Below are 18,570 nucleotides of genomic sequence, written 5' to 3'. Positions count from 1 at the left end.
ATATGATGATTGCATATTTAATTGTAATGAATCCGATATAATTAAAATCCGAAGCAAAAATTTTATCTTTTATGTTAAACTCAGTTTTACCAATGGCCATGCTTTGTGTTTCCAAAATGCTCTCAATGTGAAAAACTTTCAGAAATAATAATTTCAGGATTCAATGACTTTTTCAATACCACTTTTGGTACGCCACCAACCTCTTTACGTATGGTTTGAATCGGATAACGCTTCCATATCACCAGTATAGTGGTATCGTTTATTGGGAGAACAGTCAAACTATTCATTCAAAAATAGCAAAAAGGATCGTACTTTTAATTCCGGATATAGAATGCGTTCCGGACCGCTGTCGGTTTATTATGGTCCGGTATATGTTTTCTTCCATCGTAAAACCCTGCTTCAAAATTTAGCTCATGGAAAAAAAACTAAGAATCAGGTGTTGGATTACCCTGGATCAGGAGAAATTTTTCGGTCCGGGAAGGTTGCAACTTCTTACCCTGATCCAGTCTGAAGGGTCTCTTTCCAAAGCGGCCCAGCAAATGGGCATGTCCTATAAAAAGGCCTGGGACATGGTCAATGACCTCAACAGCCGGGGAAGCCAGCCTTATGTGCTCCTGAAAAAAGGGGGAGAAAAAGGCGGGGGCGCAGAAATTACCGACCATGCAAAAAAACTAATATACAGGTTTGCGGCATTGGAGAAAAAGCTGGAAAAAATTGCCGCCGATGAAGCTGCCATCATGGATATGTTATAATCCATTCCAGTAGTTTTGATCATTTTTCAATCATGGGAAGCAGCATTATTTAATCCCAAATTTTTTGCAATTACCCTAATCCGATATATATTTAGATACATAACGAATATCGGCTTTATCCCAGTGAAAATGAACAATCCTCTATTTGCCTTTGTCTTGGTCACTTTAAGCTCTTTTTTGCTTCCAATACCAACATTGATCGCTCAAAACCAAGGTATAGCATCGATTAGGATGAGTGGTCAACTTTCAAATCCAATTGAATTAATGGTTGATGATTTAATGCAAATGGGCCCGGAGGAGCTAAGGATAAAAGACAAAGATGGCAATAGGCTAACTTTCAAGGGTGTAAATTTATCCAAAGTATTGGAGAAGGCCGGCGCACCGACCAGTGCCAGAATAAGAGGGGAAAATCTGGCCAAGTATATTTTGATCCATGCCAAAGATGGATATCAGGCAGTGTTTTCACTTACTGAGGTTGATTCCTCTTTTACAGATGCAATGGTACTTTTGGTATTTCAAGAGGATGGGAAGCCGCTTCCACCGGGAATTGGCCCGTTCCGCCTGGTGGTTCCCCATGAGAAAAAACAGGCCAGGTGGGTAAGAGAAGTTATAGAAATTGAAATAAAATCGGCGAATGAATAATATTAACCTAAAAAGGGAACATGCATTCTAGTAAAAAGCGAATGGTATTTTTTGTCTGTGCCATGATGGTCTTTCAATGGGCTGTGGCGCAAAAGGAAAAACCGGTTTTGGTAGCGGCAGCCTCGGACCTTAAATTTGCCCTGGATTCCATCATCTCCGTTTTCTCTGAAACAAACCAGGTGAATGTCCGTCCGATTTACGGTTCTTCTGGTAAATTGTACGAACAAATATCCAATCAGGCACCCTTCCATATTTTCATGTCCGCAGATGAACAATATCCAAAGCTGCTTGCCGGGAAAGGTTTGACAGGTTCAGCAATTTACCTTTATGGCCTGGGCAGGCTGGTAGTCTGGAGCAGAAAAATGGATACGGCCCCCTTGGGCATGACTACTTTTCAGCAACCCGGGGTAAAAAAAATAGCCATAGCCAATCCCGACCATGCCCCATATGGGCAGCGTGCAGTAGAAGCTTTGACTTACTACAAAATGTATGATTCCCTTTCCAGTCGGTTGGTACTGGGAGAAAATATTTCCCAGGCGGCACAATTTGTTTCCACCGGAGCAGCAGATGCAGGCATTATTGCCTTATCTTTGGCCATGTCACCGACCATGGAGCGCTACCAAACGTCTTTTTTTCTGATACCGGAAGAAAGCCATCAGCCACTGCTGCAAGGGGCTGTGATTACCAGGCATGGGTCCAATAGTAATGGAGCGGCCTCTTTTATGGCCTTTTTGAAAACCGAAACGGCCAAAAATATTCTTAACTATTTTGGATTTAACCAGCCTGAAGGTTAATGGATTTTAGCCCCTTTATATTGACTTTGCGGCTGGCTTTGTTCACTACCTTAATTTTGTTCTTTTTGGGGATACCACTGGCCTATTGGCTGGCCTATAGTAAATACCGGATAAAATACGCAGTAGAAGCCATTGTGAGTTTGCCTTTGGTATTGCCACCTACTGTTTTGGGTTTTTACCTGCTGCTGGCTTTTAGTCCGGAGAATGCGCTGGGAGCTTTTTTGGATCAATATGTGGACCTGCGCCTGGTATTTACTTTTCCTGGCTTGGTGTTGGCCTCTGTTATCTACAGCTTGCCTTTTATGGTTCAGCCTTTGCGATCCGGTTTTACTTCTATTCCAAAAGCCTGGCTGGATACCGCCCAGACCCTGGGGAAAGGCAGGTGGGTTACGCTTACCAAGGTTTTACTACCGAATATGAGGAGCGCCTTATTGACTGCAGCTGTCCTGTCCTTTGCGCATACAGTAGGTGAGTTTGGTGTGGTTTTGATGGTGGGAGGCAATATTCCTGAGGAAACAAGGGTAATTTCTGTTGCCATATACAATGAGGTAGAAGCCATGAATTATGGCCAGGCCAATAAGTACAGTCTTCTGCTGATTGGATTTTCTTTTTTGGTATTGCTGATCACTTACTGGGTCAATCACGATAAAAACAGGGTTTTGGGCTATGATTGAGTTGGATCTGGAAAAATCGCTGTTTGGTCCGGATGGAAAAATGGGCTTAAAGGTGTCCTGTCAAATCAGGCAAGGGGAACTGGTAGGGCTTTATGGTCCCTCCGGCGCAGGGAAATCAAGTATCTTGCGGATGATTTCCGGTTTAATGAGGCCTGATGCAGGGAAGCTGCACGTTTTTGGTAAGGTCTGGTTTGATCAGGGTCAAAAGATAAACCTCAAGCCTCAAAGGAGAAATATCGGGATGGTATTCCAGGAATATGCGCTTTTTCCCAATATGTCGGTTAAGGAAAACCTGCTATTTGCCCTGGATAAAGGTCAGGATCCGGTCATTGTTTCGGAAATGCTGGAAAGAGTGGGCCTGGAAAAGCTGGCCCAAAAAAGGCCCATGGTTTTATCAGGTGGTCAAAAACAGCGGGTTGCTCTGGCCAGGGCAATGGTCAGGCGGCCAAACATCCTTTTATTGGATGAACCGCTTTCTGCTTTAGATATGGATATGCGGGCCAATCTGCAGCAATATATTGTTCAATTTCACAAGGATTTTGCACTTACTACACTTCTTGTCAGTCATGATGCCTCAGAAATCAGGCGAATGGCAGAAAGGGTTTTGGTATTGGAAAATGGGAAATTCAGCTTTGATGGGGAGCCCGGGATTTTCTTCGGGCATTAAATCGGATGATTATTCAGGTTATTTTTGTAGAGGAAGGATTTCGAAACACTTCTGAAAAATCAGGTGACACAATCTTTTCATTGATCCACCCCATGGTGATTAATGAAGATTATTCCTTCGGGGGATACAAATTGATCCAATGAAATCGAGCATAACGTAGCCGTCACACACTGGGATGATTATCATCGCGAGATTCCATCTGACCGCTAAAAAACAAATTATAAACAGATGAAATGCTTTTTGTATTTTCAATATTAAATTCAACAATGGCCGGTTTTTCCGTGAAGCGGTATATGTAATGTTATGCAGCCAAAAGCGCCATTTATTGGTGCATGCGAATGAATTTTAAGATTTTGGTTCAACCATCAGGGCAAATAATATGCAAGAAGTACAATCCTTATTGGAAATTATGAAAGAAAGGACAGATCGCTGGAAAAATACCGGCGATCGGAGACATGTCTTTTTAGGTTGTTACAGCATGATGAGCAACAATATGTATGCAGCAATTACAAAGGAGCAATTCATCAATGCCGATTGGGTTTCCCGGTTGTTGCTTCGGTTTTCCGAATATTATTTTGAAGCATTGGGGCATTATGATGACAATCCTGACATTTCTCCGGCAGTCTGGAGACAGGTTCACGATGCCAGTTTGAATCCGAAAATCAACGCTACTCAAAACTTGTTATTGGGGGTAAATGCCCACATCAATTATGATTTGCCCCTGGCTTTATATGATTGCCTGGTAGAAACCTGGCAAAAGTTGCCTGAAGCGGACAAAGATTCCCTGAAAAAGGACCATGAATTGGTGAATGAAATTATCGCCAATACCATTGATGCCGTACAGGACAGCATCATCAATCCCTCTTCCTGGAGCATGGCGGCCATTGATGTATTGATGGGCAGGCTGGACGAATGGCTTTTGTCCAAACTGATCAGTTCATGGAGAAATGAGGTTTGGGAGGTAAACCTGGAGCTGCTTTCCTCTCCATCAGAGAAGCAAAGGGAAAGCATTCGTAAGGCACAGGAAACCCAGGTCCTTAGAAGAGGCAATCAGTTTATTACCTTTTTGTAAGAGGGATAATTTCCCGTCTTACCTTGATTTCTTGCGGTTGGCGAAGAAAGCCTGCTTTTTTCTTTGCTTTTCTTTGTTGAATTCCTTCTTTTCCTGCGCTGTCATGGGCGAATCAGTTTGTGGAAAGGGATTGTCTCTTACTTCATCAATCTTTTGGCGGATCAATTTCTCGATATCCCTGACATAACCGTTTTCTTCCGGCTCACAGAGTGAAATGGCTGTTCCAGACTCTCCTGCCCTGCCCGATCTGCCGATCCGGTGCACATAGGTTTCAGGATCTTCCGGTATATCATAATTGATCACATATTGCAGTTTGTCAATGTCAATGCCTCTGGCAGCAATGTCTGTAGCCACCAGGACACGGATGCTGCCGTCTTTAAATTGACCGAGCACTTTTTGTCTGTGGTTTTGGGCCTTGTTGCCGTGAATGGCAGCAGCACTGATGTTTTCTGCTTTCAGGTTTTTGGTGATCTTATCAGCACCATGCTTTGTCCTGGAAAAAAGCAGTACCTGATCCATTTTCCTGTCCTTCAATATATGCAGCAACAAGTCCTTCTTGGTGGATTTGTTGGTATAATAGACGTTTTGCTGCAATGTTTCTGCCGCAGAAGATACCGGGCTGACCTCGATTTTAACAGGATTTGTAAGAATCTTTGACGATAATTCTACGATGCTGTCAGGCATGGTGGCAGAAAAGAACAAAGACTGCCTTCTGGAAGGAAGCAGTTTCAGCAGCTTTTTGATGTCATTGATAAATCCCATATCCAACATCCTGTCGGCCTCATCCAGTACAAATATTTTGATCTGGTCGAGTTTGATATATCCCTGATTGATCAGATCCAGTAGTCTTCCCGGAGTGGCTACCAAAATATCTACCCCTCTGTTCAGTTCATTGACCTGTGAGCCCTGTTTTACCCCACCAAAGATAACGGCATGTTTCAACTTGGTATGTTTGGCATAAAAAGCGATGTTTTCATCAATTTGGATGGCCAGCTCACGGGTAGGGGTTACGATCAGGGACTTGATGCTTACCCTGCCTTTTTCCTTTGTGCCGGAGTTGTGCAACAGTTGAATGATGGGTAAGGCAAAAGCAGCTGTTTTGCCTGTTCCAGTCTGTGCACTTCCCAATATATCCCTTTGGTTCAAAACTACCGGAATGGCCTTTTGCTGAATTGCTGTAGGCTCTTTGTAGTTTTTCTCTTCCAGTGCTTTTAATAAAGGGGGAATTATTTTAAGATCTTCGAATGTCATTATATTCTTAGTTTTATTGTGTTAAGAATATTGCTCTGTTACCGATATCCTTAAAAGATGCAAAGGTAAGTAAAATAAGATTAACAGGAGCATTATTAGACTTTCATGTGAAAAGCTTATTGGAGAAAGATGAGAATTCAAGTATCTTACCATACCCTAACATACCCACCATGAAAAATCTATCCCTATTGGCAGCCCTATTAGTTTTTGCCTGCGCTGAAAAGCAGGCTACAGAAATCCCTGATACGGCTGTTGTTCATCCCTATGCAGTAGCCGAATTTGAAGATTCAGCATCCATCCTAAAAGTAAGCGAGTTGCTGCCGGCTGTAGATCAAATGTATGATGCTTATGCCAGACAAAACCATTTCCCCTCGCTGAGCTATGGTATAGTCCTAAATGGGGAACTTATACACCACAAAAGTTTTGGCTTTTCAGACCTCGAAGGTGAGGCTAAGGCATCCGTTCAGACACTGTATCGTATTGCTTCCATGAGCAAAAGTTTTACAGCCATGGCCATCCTGAAACTTCGGGATGAAGGTAAATTAAACCTTACAGATGCAGTAGCCAGGTATATTCCTGAAATGAACCAGGTCAAAAAACCAACCATTGACGCTCCCGAAATCACCCTGCAACACTTGCTTACCATGTCTGCGGGATTTCCCGAAGACAACCCCTGGGGCGACCGGCAACTGGATGCCAGCGATGAAGCTTTGTTGGAGGTTTTAAGGGAAGGGATTTCTTTTTCAAATGTGCCCGGTGTAAGTTTTGAATACAGTAATTTAGGTTATGCACTATTGGGTAAAGTCATTGGCAATATAAGTGGTCAACCTTACCAAGCGTACGTTAAGGAAAACATACTGGATCCCTTAGGCATGCACGATACCCAATATGAATATGCAGATATACCAGCCGAACAACTGGCATTGGGATACTTTTGGCAGGAGGGAGAATGGGAAGGAGTGCCACTAATGCACGATGGGGCTTATGGGGCAATGGGTGGGATGTGGTCTTCCATTGCCGATTTCAGCAAATATGTAGCCTTTCATTTGTCCGCCTGGCCACCGAGAGATGAGGACGAAGCAGGTCCTGTTCGGAGAAGTTCCATCAGGGAAATGCACCAGCCCTGGCGATTTATTAACTTAAATGCTCAGGACAAATCCTCAACTGGTGATCTTTGCCCGAATGTCGTCGCTTATGGGTATGGATTAAGCTGGCGAAAGGATTGCAGGGGAATCGTTCGTATTTCACATAGTGGAGGCTTACCGGGTTTTGGCAGTGAATGGCGCATTTATCCGGAGTATGGGATTGGGGTTTTTTCCTTCAGCAACAATACCTACGGAGCTCCTTCGGCAGTGAATGGCCGAGCATTGGATACCCTGGTGGCCGTTGGAAACCTTCAACACAGGGTAATCCCTCCATCAGACATCTTAAGTCAGCGAAAATCCGAGATCGTACAATTGCTTCCGGAATGGAAGGTGGAGGATCCGGGAATTTTTGCCGATAATTTCTTTCAGGATATTCCATATGAGAGGAGAAAAAAGGCTGTAAATCAGGCTTTTGATGAATCTGGTTCCATTCTTTCTGTTGGGGAACTGGATCCCTTGAACCAATTAAGGGGAAGCTTTCTGCTCGAGGGAACGCATAAAGACATTCGTATATTCTTTACCCTGAATCCTCAGAAGGAAGCCTTTATTCAACGAATGGATGTGAGGGTAGTGGAGAAATAGAGGGCTTTGGCATTTCAATAAATTTACTTCTTAAAAAGAAAATCCTATTCAAGGATGCTTTTTGAAGATTAAAATCAAGTTTATACCTATTTCAGATGGGGTGATTTCTGCCAACCTTGTTGATAACTCATTTTCAAATGGTATGACCTCATTTCCAAATAAAATATCTCCAGGTATTATAAAAACATTAAGATTCAGAATAATCTTCATTTTTAAGAACTTTCAGTGTAGTAAGAAGGTTTTTACTGGACACGTTTTGGCGGTATGAATAAAGAAAAACTTTTACTCTGGACACTGGCTGCGGTCAATTTTACCCATATTGTGGATTTCATGATATTAATGCCATTGGGTCCACAACTGATGCGGATATTTGAAATTTCTCCGAAGGAGTTTGGCCTGTTGGTGTCCTCATATACCTTTAGTGCCGGGGTAAGTAGTTTTCTCGGAGCTTTTATTTTGGATAAGTATGATCGCCGGACCATACTGATGTGGGTATTCCTTGGGTTCTTGCTGGGCACCATTGCTTGTGCCCTTTCACCAAATTACCCGTTTCTATTAACCGCCCGCATCCTGTCAGGCTTATTTGGCGGGTTGACCTCAGCCTTGATTTTTGCCATTGTGGGAGATGCCATTCCGGATAAAAGAAGGGGCCGGGCCATGGGAATGGTGATGGCTGCTTTTTCGGTAGCCTCGGTAGTTGGAGTACCGTTTGGGCTTTATATCGCCAGTATCTCCAACTGGCATGCCCCCTTTGTTTTTCTGTCAATTTTGGCGGTGATCATTCTGGTATTGATTTATAAATTTGTGCCCTCCATTACCAGCCACCTCGTTACGGGGAATTTGAGGCCTAGTCCGCTTCAGGTGATCCGAAGGGTTACAGGCAATGCCAATCAAATGAGGGCGATATCCTTGACAGTGATGATGATGCTGGGTCAATTTATGATCATTCCTTTTTTAAGCCCATTTATGGTGTCCAATGTTGGCTTTACGGAGCTTCAGCTCACCTTTATTTATATGGCAGGCGGATTTTTTACCGTCTTTACCTCGCCATGGGTGGGAAGGATGACAGATAAACATGGCAAGATCAGGGTATTTACCATCTTTATGAGCCTTAATGTATTGCCCATAGCCATTATCACCCACCTGGGAGAAACACCAATTTATTATGCCTTGATCGTCTCTACCATCTTTTTTGTAACCTCCAATGGACGTATGGTGCCCGCTGCTGCATTGATAACGGGTACGGCAAAACCTGAAAACAGGGGAAGCTTTCTCAGTTTCAATTCGGCAGTACAGCAATTAAGTGCAGGTCTGGCCTCCTTTGTTGGAGGAATGGTATTGGTGGAAGGTGGAGATGGGAAATTGTATAACTTTGAAATGATCGGCTATGCCGCCATAATCATTAGCTTATTGTGTATTCCCTTGATACGGGGAATCAAAGTTGTGGATACCGGGACCATCGTGGAAGACCTGGAAGAAGCTGTGCCTGCTGAATAGGCTGGGTCACTTTGGGATATGGTCATTTTAAAACCGTATTTTTACCGGTTTACAAACAAAATCAATTTGGAAATATGAGGAATGAATTGATCCCCAAAGCCCCCGATACCTACCAGGCTATTCTTGAGGCGACCAAAGATATAGGTTTTAAAATGCCTTCAGATAAGTTGACCGGTAGCCTTCTCAGGACCCTTGCCGCCTCAAAACCCGGTGGAACATTTTTGGAAATGGGAACCGGTTCCGGTTTGGCCTCCTCCTGGATACTGGAAGGAATGGATGGAAAAGCCACTCTTACCACCTTTGACCATGATGAAACCTTATTGGCCATTGCCCGGGAATTTCTGGGAAAAGACCGGCGTCTGAAAATTGTACTGATGGATGGAGAAAAGTGGGTGAACTTAAATAAAAGCCAAAAGTTTGATTTCATTTTTGCGGACACCTGGCATGGAAAATACTTATTACTGGAGGAAACCCTGTCCATGCTTCAAAAGGGAGGAATTTACATTATAGATGATATGTTGCCTCAACCTAACTGGCCTGAGGGACATGCCAAAAAGGCGGAAGAGCTGGTAAAATACCTGGAGAATCGAACCGACCTATGGCTGAGTAAACTGCATTGGTCTACTGGAATAATCATAGCGACAAAGAGATGAATTACCACAACAAAAAATTCAAGCCGGTATCCAACAGTGAAAACGGCGAAACTTCCCAAGAGACCTTGTTTCATTATCAACAGGAAGGGAATATGCTGACTTCTCTTTATCAGGGAGGAAAAATCAAAAAAGGCCATCTTATTGGCCTGGTGGATAATAATGGTCACATTGACATGCGTTACCATCAAGTCAATTTGAAGGGCGAACTGATGACAGGGGTCTGCCATTCCCGGCCGGAAATTATGGAAAACGGGAAAATCAGGTTGCACGAAGAATGGCAGTGGACATCCGGTGACCACAGTCGGGGGACATCAATGCTTGAAGAGATTTAACGCTTACCCGGTAAAAAAATTTATCCATTTTGATACCGATGGGTATCTTAAAATTAAGTGAATCATGAAACGTCTTATGTATAAATCCCTCGGCTTTTACCTTAACAGCCTTACCCGCATTGCACCCAAAAAGGGAGGGAAATTGGGTTTTAATTTTGTGAAAGAAAATTCCCTGGATCTGGCCGATCATTAGGGTCAATTGTATTAAATTGAAGAAATTTAACCCCAAAGCAATGTTACACACCATCCTTGGATCCTCAGGCAATATTGGAACGCAATTGGCAAAAGACCTGAGCAAGTATACCGATAATATCCGGCTGGTCAGCAGAAACCCCAAGCCCATTCATGGGGAGGAATCCTTGGTAAAGGCTGATTTGTTAGTGGGGAGCCAGGTAGATGCGGCTGTGGAAGGATCGGATACGGTTTACTTGGTTGCGGGAATTACTTACAAAACCCGGTTATGGCAGGAGCAATGGCCGATTATCATGGAAAATACGATCCAAGCCTGCCAGAGGTATGGGGCTAAACTGGTCTTTTTTGATAATATGTATTGTTATGATCCGGGCCATGTAGGGCACCTTACAGAAGAAACTCCGGTCAACCCCCAAAGTAATAAGGGGAAAGTCCGGGCAGAAATTGCGCAGATGATTATGGATGAGGTGGAAGCCGGTACACTTAAAGCCATGATTGTGCGAGCCGCTGATTTTTATGGTCCTGATGCTAAACTCAGTATGCTGAATGAGTCTGTAATCAATCGGATGAAGGCCGGTAAAACAGCCCAGTGGTTGTATAGCAAGGAGCGGAAACATTCGTTCACCTATATTCCTGATGCAGCTTTTGCCACTGCCTTTCTGGCCCAACAGGAGGAAGCCTGGAACCAGGTATGGCATCTGCCTACTTCAAACCGCTACCCCTGTGCACAGGAATGTGTTGACATTCTGGCAAAAGAACTGGGCATGCCTCCGAAATTACAGGTATTGCCGGGTTTTATGGTAAGTATTTTGGCGGTATTTATTCCATTGCTAAAAGAGATCAAAGAGCTCAGTTACCAGTTGGATCAAGACTATTGTTTTGATTCTGGAAAAATTGAAAAGGCCTATGGCATAAAGGCTACGGAATTGGAGAAGGGATTGAAAAGTTGTGTTTGAGATTGTTATCCGATCTCAAAAACATAACTCTTCATTTCCTTGATTTTGGGATCTTTAAATCCGTTAAAGGTATAGATATCGCAAAAGGAGTAATTTTTCCCATCCGGCGTGATCATGCTGCCTTCTACCACAGCTTCTTTTCCATGGGTGATCATGTGCCGGATTTCCAGTTTCATAGGCTGGGAAGATGCCATTTCCTTTAAGCTATTGGCAAACTGTTCCTTGCCCCTGATGATTTTGTCCCCTACAATGGTCCATTCAATATGGTCTGTAACCGCATCAAGGATAAATGCTACCTCACTATTGGCAAATGCCAGGTTTAATTTTTTCAGAAATTCTTTTTGTTTCGTTTCCATTGGCTGTGTTTTTTTCACTATGATGGATTATTGAGTGGGTTTTCGCTACAAGGAAAGGAGCACAGTTCATTGTGCTATGGCTTTTTCCAGTGTCTTAATATCGAGTTTTTTCATGGGCATAAAGGCAGCCATCAACTTACCTGCTTTTTCGGGATCTTTCATACCTTCTGTTAACATCCTGGGGACCACTTGCCAGGAAACCCCATACTGGTCATAAAGCCATCCACACTGCACTTCATCGCCTTCCCCCCGGGTCAATTTATCCCAGTAGTAATCTATTTCCTCCTGCTCTTCACAGCTGATGATGAAAGAGACGGCAGGTGTAATGTCAAATTGGTGGACAAGCGAACTTTCCATCATCATAAAGGTATTGTCACCCAGGTAAAATTGGGCATGCTTGACCATTCCGGTTTCATCGGGATCCTGCTCCTCGTACCTGGCTATTCCCTCCAGGGAAGCAGGTTGGAATATTTCCAAATAAAAATTTATGGCAGCCTCCACCTTTCCGAATTTTTTTCCGACAAACATCAGTGATGGGACAAATTTTTGCTTTACATCAGAAAGTTTTCCCAGAGAGATCTGCCAGGAAAGCCCAAACCTGTCATTCAGCCAGCCATATTTTTCGCTCCAGGGGTATTGGTCATAAGGCATCAGAACAGTGCCCCCTTCGGCCAAAGCTTTCCATACCTTATCCGCTTCTTGCGGGGTTTCGCAAGTGACGAAAAAGGAAATGCCCGGACTGTGATGGTACATGGGTCCCCCATTCAGGGCCAGAAATTCCTGGCCGTGGAGGGTAAAACTGACCGACATGGCACTTCCCTGCTGTTTCTTGTGCTGTTCAGCGCCCTCCTTTCCATATCTGGACAGGGAGGTTATTTTAGTGTTGCCAAATACTTCAGCATAGAAATTTACTGCTTCTTCTGCTTCCTGCTCAAACCACAAGCAAGGAACAATTGGGTTTTTTAGTTGGCGCATGTTAAGTACATTTAGGTTAATGCGTTTTCTTTTTCTGGTTTCTTTTCAAAATCCAGCATCCAAACTTTTCCAAACTTATCCCGGACCACAGCAAAAAGGGAACCCCAAAACGATTCTTTTAAATCAGCTATTACATTTCCCTGTTCACTGAGCCCTTCATAAACTTTCCGGAGATCGGACTCCGTATCAAAACTAATGGCGAGAGAAACTTCACTTCCTGATTTGAAACCATCAGGGGGAGTCATATCGGTTGCCATAAAGAGGAAATTGTCTCCGGTTAAGCTGGCATGAACAATATGTCCTTCTTTCCCTTTAGGACATTGTGAAGCCATTGGAGATTCCCCGAAGGTCTGTAATCGAAGATCTCCTCCAAAACAGCCTTTGTAAAAGGTCATGGCCTCCCGGCAATTTCCATTGAATCCAAGGTAAGGGTTTATCGTTTTCATAATTTTTGGGTTTTGGAAAGGTCCTCTTGTCTTGGATTTGATTACTACAAACTTAATACAATTAAAAGAATGATCAACTGTGCTAATCCGACAAAGTAACGGGTTGAATGCGACAAGATTATGAATTATCTTTAGTGCATGAAATCGAGTATGACGAGAACGCAACACACTGGGATGATTATTAACCATGCGAGGTTCCATGTGGCTGCTTAAAACAATTGAAATCATATGAAAAATGTTCATATCCTTGTACCGGAAACGGCAGTGCCCGCTGCGATCGTTGATCCCCAGTATATGTTTACCGCCATCAATGGTTTTTTGACGGCAGCAGGGCAAGCTCCCTGTTTCAGGGTACACTTGGTGGGGGCCGAACCCGAGATAAAGCTCAGCAATGGCTTATTGCTTATCAGGCCTGATCAGTTGATGCGGGAAGTAGAAAAATCTGATCTGATCATCATTCCTGCCATCAGCGGAGATATCAACCAGGCCATAGTAAAAAACAAGGAAATGATTCAATGGATCACCGGGCAATACCAAAGGGGAGCAGAAGTGGCCAGCTTATGTATCGGAGCATTTATTTTGGCTTCAACGGGCCTTTTAAAAGGCAAAACCTGCTCCACCCACTGGATGCATGCGCCAACTTTTCGGTCGATGTTTCCGGATGTGAATTTGGTAGATGACCGGGTCATCAGCGAGCAAAACGGACTGTACTCCAGTGGAGGGGCCAATGCATACTGGAGTCTCTTGCTCTATTTGGTGGAAAAATACACCAGCCGGGAGATGGCAGTTTTGGCCTCCAAGTATTTTTTGCTGGACATGGAGAAAAGCAGTCAACTGCCTTTCAGTATTTTCAAGGGGCAAAAAACGCATCAAGATGAGGTGATTTTGGCTGCTCAGGAATACCTGGAGAAATATTATGATCAGAAAATCACGGTAGAATTTTTGGCAGAAAGGTTTGGACTGGGCCGGAGAACCCTGGAGCGGCGATTCAAACAGGCCACCAGCAATACGATCCTGGAATACATGCAGCGTATCAAAATTGAAGCAGCCAAAAAACAGCTGGAATCAGGCAGAAAGACAGTGAGTGAGATCATGTATGATGTAGGATACAATGACCCCAAAGCTTTCCGGGAAGTCTTCAAAAAATACACCGACATGTCTCCTTTGGATTACAAGGTGAAATTTGCGGGCTAGCCACCATTGATGGGTGACATTTATTGCAAGTTTATTGTATTTTCTATTGGAAGACAAATGGAATTTATCCCTGACAAATCAATTCTCAGAAATGATACCTTTCAGACCGATTTATTAAATTTCCCCCGGTTTAAAACAATGATTGATATAAACCAGCATATTAGACAAATATCAAGAAGTAAAATGGCTTCTGGAAAAGCTTTTTAATACCTGTAAATCCCTGCCAGACCCGTATCCGTAGGCATATATTCAGGAGGCATGACCACAACCTTGCCTCCCATCTTCATTACCAATTCACCCATATCATCCAGGAGGTCATCTACCCTGGGATTATCCATATCTTTTTTCTGCGTATTGCCGGTAACCAAATTGGTGATGCGCGCTGCAATGATCCGGTCAGCTTCCACAAGTAAAGTCTCAATTCTTCCCGCTACTGCCGCCACTGCCAGTTCCTTGTAATCGTCTGATCCTTTACCCGCTGCCTTGGCATGGCAAAATTGACCTGCCTGCTTTTCCAGATTTTCCAGGTAAGCAGGCTTCATTACTTCCCAGGCCATTTTAGTTAGCTTTTCTTTGCTTACTGAGGATGGATTTACCTGGATTCCATCAGACCTTAAGGACTCATTTTTATTCACCTTATGAAAAAGATGGTGATGCTCCGGTAAAGCTGCAAGAATCAAAGGCAAACCTGATGGATTGGAATAATTATCTTCCACAGCTTTGGCCACTATTCGGAAAAAACGCTCCGCATCCAAATCCACCTGGTCTTTTTTGCCGCCGTGGCCATGGTGCATGGCATTGCCTTCACCTGCCGCCCCGCCATAAGATGCAACTGTAATGTGCTCATCCGTCAATTCATCTCCCAATGCTTCTTCAATGGTTTTAGGTATTTCATCCGAAAGTTCTATTTCATCTATCGAGTGCCTGTTTCCTTCATACAAGGTGAATTCATGTCTGCTCAAACCCAGGAGATGATACCGGTCTGTGGATTGTAAATATTTGCGAATGGGTTTGGTGTGGAAGCTGTCCGCCACAAGGGCCAGGGAATCCACAGCAACAGGTAATTTTACCACTTCCATCAGATCCTTGGCGGAGAATACGGCCAATCCATCCCGGTTTTGGTTCCAAAAATCAGGGTTCCCGGCCAGCTCTTCCAGCGGAGCCAGGAAATTTTTTGTTTCCTCTGAACTGTATTTTTGCTGCAAGGATTGCTCCATTTCTTTTAGCAAATTTTTAAAACGGATCGGGTCCTGTTTATTTTCCGGATGGTGCCGGTGGGTTGGCATGTAGAGCGAAAGGCATGGATTTTCTTTTTTGGCCAATAAATCCTGAATAAATTTTTCGGTTATCATTTGCATGGGTCTATTTTCTTTTAATAATTAAGAATAAAATCAGTAATAATTGGATTAAATGATTTTTTATACTCAATTTAGGTACAATATTGATGCCATATTAAGCCTAATAAGCTTCAGTGGGAATGGAAGCCAACTGTTTTCAAACATTATCCAAGGTTTTCCAAACAGCCCTAACAAAAGCAAGAATATTTATAGATTCATATTAATTCTTAAATAATTGGAAAATATGGAAATCCAACATCAGACAAAATCAACAAAAGGTTCCTTTTTTATCGAAAATGAAGGTCAGATTAATGCCGAGATGACCTATTCAAAAGCAGGGGAAAAAATGTTTATCATTGACCATACCGAAATCTCGGAATCACTTAGAGGCAAGGGAATTGGTGAGGCTTTGGTTTTTAGGGCTGTGGAATTTGCCAGGGCCAATCAATTAAAAATATTGCCCTTATGCCCTTTTGCCAAATCCGTCTTTGAGAAAGTACCGGAAATCAGAGATGTACTCTCAAAGTAGGACTATTCAACCCTATGAAATTAGTCCTTTCTGAATTTCAGCATGTGTACAAAGTTTAAAGTACCTCATTCAGAATTTTAGGCAGGGTAAAATGAAACTGACTTCCTTCTCCGGGTTGTGAGGTTGCCCAAATTGACCCACCATATTGATTTACTATTTTCTTGCAGGTAGCCAATCCCAGACCTGTTCCCTCATAGGACTTTTTGCTGTGTAATCTTTTAAAGGGATTGAACAATAATTTAAGGTGTTCTGGTGCAATACCGATACCATTGTCTTCCACCGTGAAGTGATACAATCTGGCATCCTGACGGAATTTAATTTGTATCCGTGGAGCCTTATTTTCCGGAATAAATTTGAGCCCATTGTTTATTAAATTTAAAAACAAGCGGTAAATATCATTTGGATTGGCTTGAATCAACACATCCTGATCAGGAAGCAGCACCGTGGCGCTTGTCTGTTCTATCCGCTTTTGCAAGTCATTGACCGCATTTTTCAAGATGTCAGCAGAGTGAAAAGTTTCCACTTTTTTCTTCTCCATTCCCGCCCTGGAGTAGTTCAGGATATCTTCAATCATGCGCTGCATTCGGATTGAACCATCCATAGCAAAATGAATGTATTGTTGTGCTTTTTCATCCAGTTGATGGGCATATTTCCTTTTTAACAATGAAGTAAAGGCGGAGACCATGCGAAGCGGCTCCTGCAAATCATGGGCAGTAATAGAAGCAAACTGATCCAGTTCCTGGTTGCTTTTTTCTAATAGCTGGTTCAGCTCCTTAAGTTCTTGTTCTGCCTTTTTTGCCGCGGTAATGTCTATAATGATGGCTACAAATGCAGGTTGCCCTTCATAACGCATTTTCTGTAAATGGACTTCAACAGGGTAGCGGGTTCCGTTTTTTCGTTCATGGACAGTAACGAATACCAACTTTTCTTTTTCCTCTTTCAGTAATGGGGCAATGAAGGACCTAAACTGTGCTTCATCAAATTCAGGCTTGATTTGATGGGGAGTCAGGCCTTTTAATTCCTGCAGGCTATAGCCCATATTGAGCAAGGCCCCCCTGTTTGCATAACGAAAACTCAAGCTTTTGGTGTCAAAAATATATATTTCATTCAGGCTGTTTTCCATGATACTGGCCATCTGCGATTTGACAGATATGGATTGCAACTCCTCTGTACGGTCATTTAAGATGGCCAACAGGCAGTTTCTGCCCTCAAACACCAATTCATGAACCATGAGTTCGCCCTGTATCAGTTCACCATTCTTCTTTTTCTGGACGATATTTTCCAGTTTGACCTCCTTTTTTGTCCCTTTGAGTTGTTGAATGGAATCAAAAAAGAAACCTATTTCTTCTTCCTGCATCAGAAGGCCCATTTTGCTTCCCAGCATTTCTTTTTTTTGGTAGCCAAATTTGTCCAATGTGGAGCGGTTGACCTCCATAATTTCCATGGTGTCCATGTCCAACAAAATCTTGGGCAGTGGACTATGGTCAAAAAGCATCCGGTAGTTGGCCTCCGACTCCTTCAATTTGATTTCCGCCTTTTTTCTTTCCGTAATGGTTTTGGCAAAAAAGGCTGCCCCTGTGATTATTCCATCCCGAAAGATGGGATGGCCACTCAATTCTATCCAGACCAATAAACCGGTTTCCATTTTTTCCGGCCTGCAATATTCCTCAGTGAAGGATTCCCCGGAAAGGGCCCGCTCAAAAAAGCCCTTGAATTTCTGGTGCATGTCTGCCGGAATTTTTTCGGGAAACAGTGCAGAGATGCCAGGGCGAAGCTTCTCTCCGATTATGGCTTCTATTTTCCTTGAAAAAGCATCATTGAAAGTTATAAACCGGAAATTAGTGTCAATACTCCAGATATCATCGGATGTGGTGTTGATCAAGGCTTCATTGTTCAGCCGTTCCTGAGCCCTTTGCTGTTCCATTTCCTTTTGGAGCCGGTAACTCTGCTGAATGACCTTTTGCTTTTTTCTCCCTTCCAGCAGAGAAATGACCTGCTTTGCCAATAGCGTCAGGGACCGTATTTGCCCCTGAGAAAGCTGGGATGGGCTTTGATCCAGCACGCAAAGCGCTCCCAAATGGAATCCGTTGGGAGTAATCAGTGGAAAACCGGCAAAAAACCGATACGGTGTTTTTTCCGGTATCCCCAGCTGCTTGGAGCCTTCATGCTGAACTTGAATATCTGAAATTACCAGGGGATTGGCCGCTTTGTTACCTGCCTGTAGGCAAGGTGGTCTGGTCTCTTCAAAATCTTTTATACCGAACCCGAAAACTGATTTATAAAACAGCCCATTACTTCCCAAAAAAGAGAGAGAGGAAACAGCTGCTCCGCTTACCTGTGATGCCAATTCCGTAATGGTATCAAACTCGGGTTCCGGTGAGGTATCAAGAATGTCGTAGGATTGCAATACCGCAAACCGCTTTTCCTCTTTGAGCTTATCAAAAGCCACTTTTTTCATGCCAAAAAATACAGTGAAAATTCAATAATTATTATAAAATTAAACAAGGACCAAAAACCAAACCAT

General features: G+C 43.2%; 20 protein-coding genes. 14 read left to right on the top strand and 6 right to left on the bottom strand.

What is annotated here, in order from left to right; translation table 11 throughout:
- The first annotated feature begins 413 nt into the window (after nt 1–413).
- From HUJ21_RS02095 to HUJ21_RS02070, 6 genes are all read left to right on the top strand, one after another.
- Complete coding sequence (locus tag HUJ21_RS02095; protein WP_291366901.1) at nt 414–752, top strand: LysR family transcriptional regulator; 339 nt, start codon at nt 414–416, stop codon at nt 750–752.
- Between the two features lie 264 nt (nt 753–1,016).
- The gene (locus HUJ21_RS02090; RefSeq protein WP_291366900.1) at nt 1,017–1,394 is read left to right on the top strand and encodes a molybdopterin-dependent oxidoreductase; all 378 of its coding nucleotides are present in this window, start codon (nt 1,017–1,019) and stop codon (nt 1,392–1,394) included.
- 20 nt (nt 1,395–1,414) lie between these two features.
- Nucleotides 1,415–2,188, top strand: coding sequence for a molybdate ABC transporter substrate-binding protein (gene modA, locus HUJ21_RS02085; RefSeq protein ID WP_291366899.1), 774 nt, complete (start codon nt 1,415–1,417; stop codon nt 2,186–2,188).
- Entirely contained in the window at nt 2,188–2,862 is a 675-nt protein-coding gene (gene modB, locus HUJ21_RS02080) for a molybdate ABC transporter permease subunit (RefSeq protein WP_291366898.1), read from the top strand. Before modA ends, modB begins: the two co-directional genes overlap by 1 nt.
- Nucleotides 2,855–3,529, top strand: a complete 675-nt coding sequence (locus HUJ21_RS02075) for an ATP-binding cassette domain-containing protein (protein WP_291366897.1) — start codon at nt 2,855–2,857, stop codon at nt 3,527–3,529. Before modB ends, HUJ21_RS02075 begins: the two co-directional genes overlap by 8 nt.
- Nucleotides 3,530–3,908: 379 nt before the next feature.
- Complete coding sequence (locus tag HUJ21_RS02070) at nt 3,909–4,601, top strand: DUF5995 family protein (RefSeq protein WP_291366896.1); 693 nt, start codon at nt 3,909–3,911, stop codon at nt 4,599–4,601.
- An 18-nt stretch (nt 4,602–4,619) separates the two neighbouring features.
- Here HUJ21_RS02070 and HUJ21_RS02065 read toward each other — a convergent pair whose 3' ends face one another.
- Nucleotides 4,620–5,852 carry a DEAD/DEAH box helicase gene (locus HUJ21_RS02065; RefSeq protein ID WP_291366895.1) on the bottom strand — a complete coding sequence of 411 codons (1,233 nt, stop codon included), beginning with the start codon at nt 5,850–5,852 and terminating at the stop codon, nt 4,620–4,622.
- A 170-nt stretch (nt 5,853–6,022) separates the two neighbouring features.
- Between HUJ21_RS02065 and HUJ21_RS02060 the strand changes: the two genes are divergently transcribed.
- From HUJ21_RS02060 to HUJ21_RS02035, 6 genes are all read left to right on the top strand, one after another.
- On the top strand, nt 6,023–7,579 hold the full coding sequence (locus HUJ21_RS02060) for a serine hydrolase domain-containing protein (RefSeq protein ID WP_291366894.1): 1,557 nt from the start codon (nt 6,023–6,025) through the stop codon (nt 7,577–7,579).
- Between the two features lie 264 nt (nt 7,580–7,843).
- The gene (locus tag HUJ21_RS02055) at nt 7,844–9,076 is read left to right on the top strand and encodes an MFS transporter (RefSeq protein ID WP_166145349.1); all 1,233 of its coding nucleotides are present in this window, start codon (nt 7,844–7,846) and stop codon (nt 9,074–9,076) included.
- Nucleotides 9,077–9,150: 74 nt separating this feature from the next.
- Nucleotides 9,151–9,729, top strand: coding sequence for a class I SAM-dependent methyltransferase (locus tag HUJ21_RS02050; protein ID WP_291366893.1), 579 nt, complete (start codon nt 9,151–9,153; stop codon nt 9,727–9,729).
- Nucleotides 9,726–10,061 carry a n-acetylglutamate synthase gene (locus tag HUJ21_RS02045; RefSeq protein WP_291366892.1) on the top strand — a complete coding sequence of 112 codons (336 nt, stop codon included), beginning with the start codon at nt 9,726–9,728 and terminating at the stop codon, nt 10,059–10,061. Before HUJ21_RS02050 ends, HUJ21_RS02045 begins: the two co-directional genes overlap by 4 nt.
- Nucleotides 10,062–10,125: 64 nt before the next feature.
- Complete coding sequence (locus HUJ21_RS02040) at nt 10,126–10,254, top strand: hypothetical protein (RefSeq protein WP_291366891.1); 129 nt, start codon at nt 10,126–10,128, stop codon at nt 10,252–10,254.
- 40 nt (nt 10,255–10,294) lie between these two features.
- Nucleotides 10,295–11,209 carry an NAD-dependent epimerase/dehydratase family protein gene (locus HUJ21_RS02035; RefSeq protein WP_291366890.1) on the top strand — a complete coding sequence of 305 codons (915 nt, stop codon included), beginning with the start codon at nt 10,295–10,297 and terminating at the stop codon, nt 11,207–11,209.
- A 5-nt stretch (nt 11,210–11,214) separates the two neighbouring features.
- Here HUJ21_RS02035 and HUJ21_RS02030 read toward each other — a convergent pair whose 3' ends face one another.
- The 3 genes from HUJ21_RS02030 to HUJ21_RS02020 form a co-directional block, all read right to left on the bottom strand.
- Complete coding sequence (locus HUJ21_RS02030; RefSeq protein ID WP_291366889.1) at nt 11,215–11,565, bottom strand: nuclear transport factor 2 family protein; 351 nt, start codon at nt 11,563–11,565, stop codon at nt 11,215–11,217.
- 66 nt (nt 11,566–11,631) lie between these two features.
- Complete coding sequence (locus HUJ21_RS02025; protein WP_291366888.1) at nt 11,632–12,540, bottom strand: VOC family protein; 909 nt, start codon at nt 12,538–12,540, stop codon at nt 11,632–11,634.
- A gap of 11 nt (nt 12,541–12,551) precedes the next feature.
- Nucleotides 12,552–12,986 carry a VOC family protein gene (locus HUJ21_RS02020; RefSeq protein ID WP_291366887.1) on the bottom strand — a complete coding sequence of 145 codons (435 nt, stop codon included), beginning with the start codon at nt 12,984–12,986 and terminating at the stop codon, nt 12,552–12,554.
- A 228-nt stretch (nt 12,987–13,214) separates the two neighbouring features.
- Here HUJ21_RS02020 and HUJ21_RS02015 point away from each other — a divergent pair, with 228 nt between their 5' ends.
- Nucleotides 13,215–14,180: a helix-turn-helix domain-containing protein gene (locus tag HUJ21_RS02015; protein WP_291366886.1), complete on the top strand. Its 966-nt coding sequence runs from the start codon at nt 13,215–13,217 to the stop codon at nt 14,178–14,180.
- A gap of 203 nt (nt 14,181–14,383) precedes the next feature.
- Here HUJ21_RS02015 and HUJ21_RS02010 read toward each other — a convergent pair whose 3' ends face one another.
- On the bottom strand, nt 14,384–15,538 hold the full coding sequence (locus tag HUJ21_RS02010) for a hypothetical protein (RefSeq protein WP_291366885.1): 1,155 nt from the start codon (nt 15,536–15,538) through the stop codon (nt 14,384–14,386).
- Nucleotides 15,539–15,761: 223 nt separating this feature from the next.
- Here HUJ21_RS02010 and HUJ21_RS02005 point away from each other — a divergent pair, with 223 nt between their 5' ends.
- The gene (locus HUJ21_RS02005; protein ID WP_291366884.1) at nt 15,762–16,046 is read left to right on the top strand and encodes a GNAT family N-acetyltransferase; all 285 of its coding nucleotides are present in this window, start codon (nt 15,762–15,764) and stop codon (nt 16,044–16,046) included.
- A gap of 55 nt (nt 16,047–16,101) precedes the next feature.
- Here the strand turns inward: HUJ21_RS02005 and HUJ21_RS02000 are convergent, their stop codons facing one another.
- Nucleotides 16,102–18,504, bottom strand: a complete 2,403-nt coding sequence (locus HUJ21_RS02000) for a PAS domain S-box protein (protein ID WP_291366883.1) — start codon at nt 18,502–18,504, stop codon at nt 16,102–16,104.
- Nucleotides 18,505–18,570 lie beyond the last annotated feature (66 nt).

The sequence above is a fragment of the Cyclobacterium sp. genome (assembly GCF_014762705.1).
Taxonomy (GTDB): Bacteria; Bacteroidota; Bacteroidia; order Cytophagales; family Cyclobacteriaceae; genus Cyclobacterium.
This window is presented reverse-complemented; position numbering and strand designations above follow the sequence as displayed.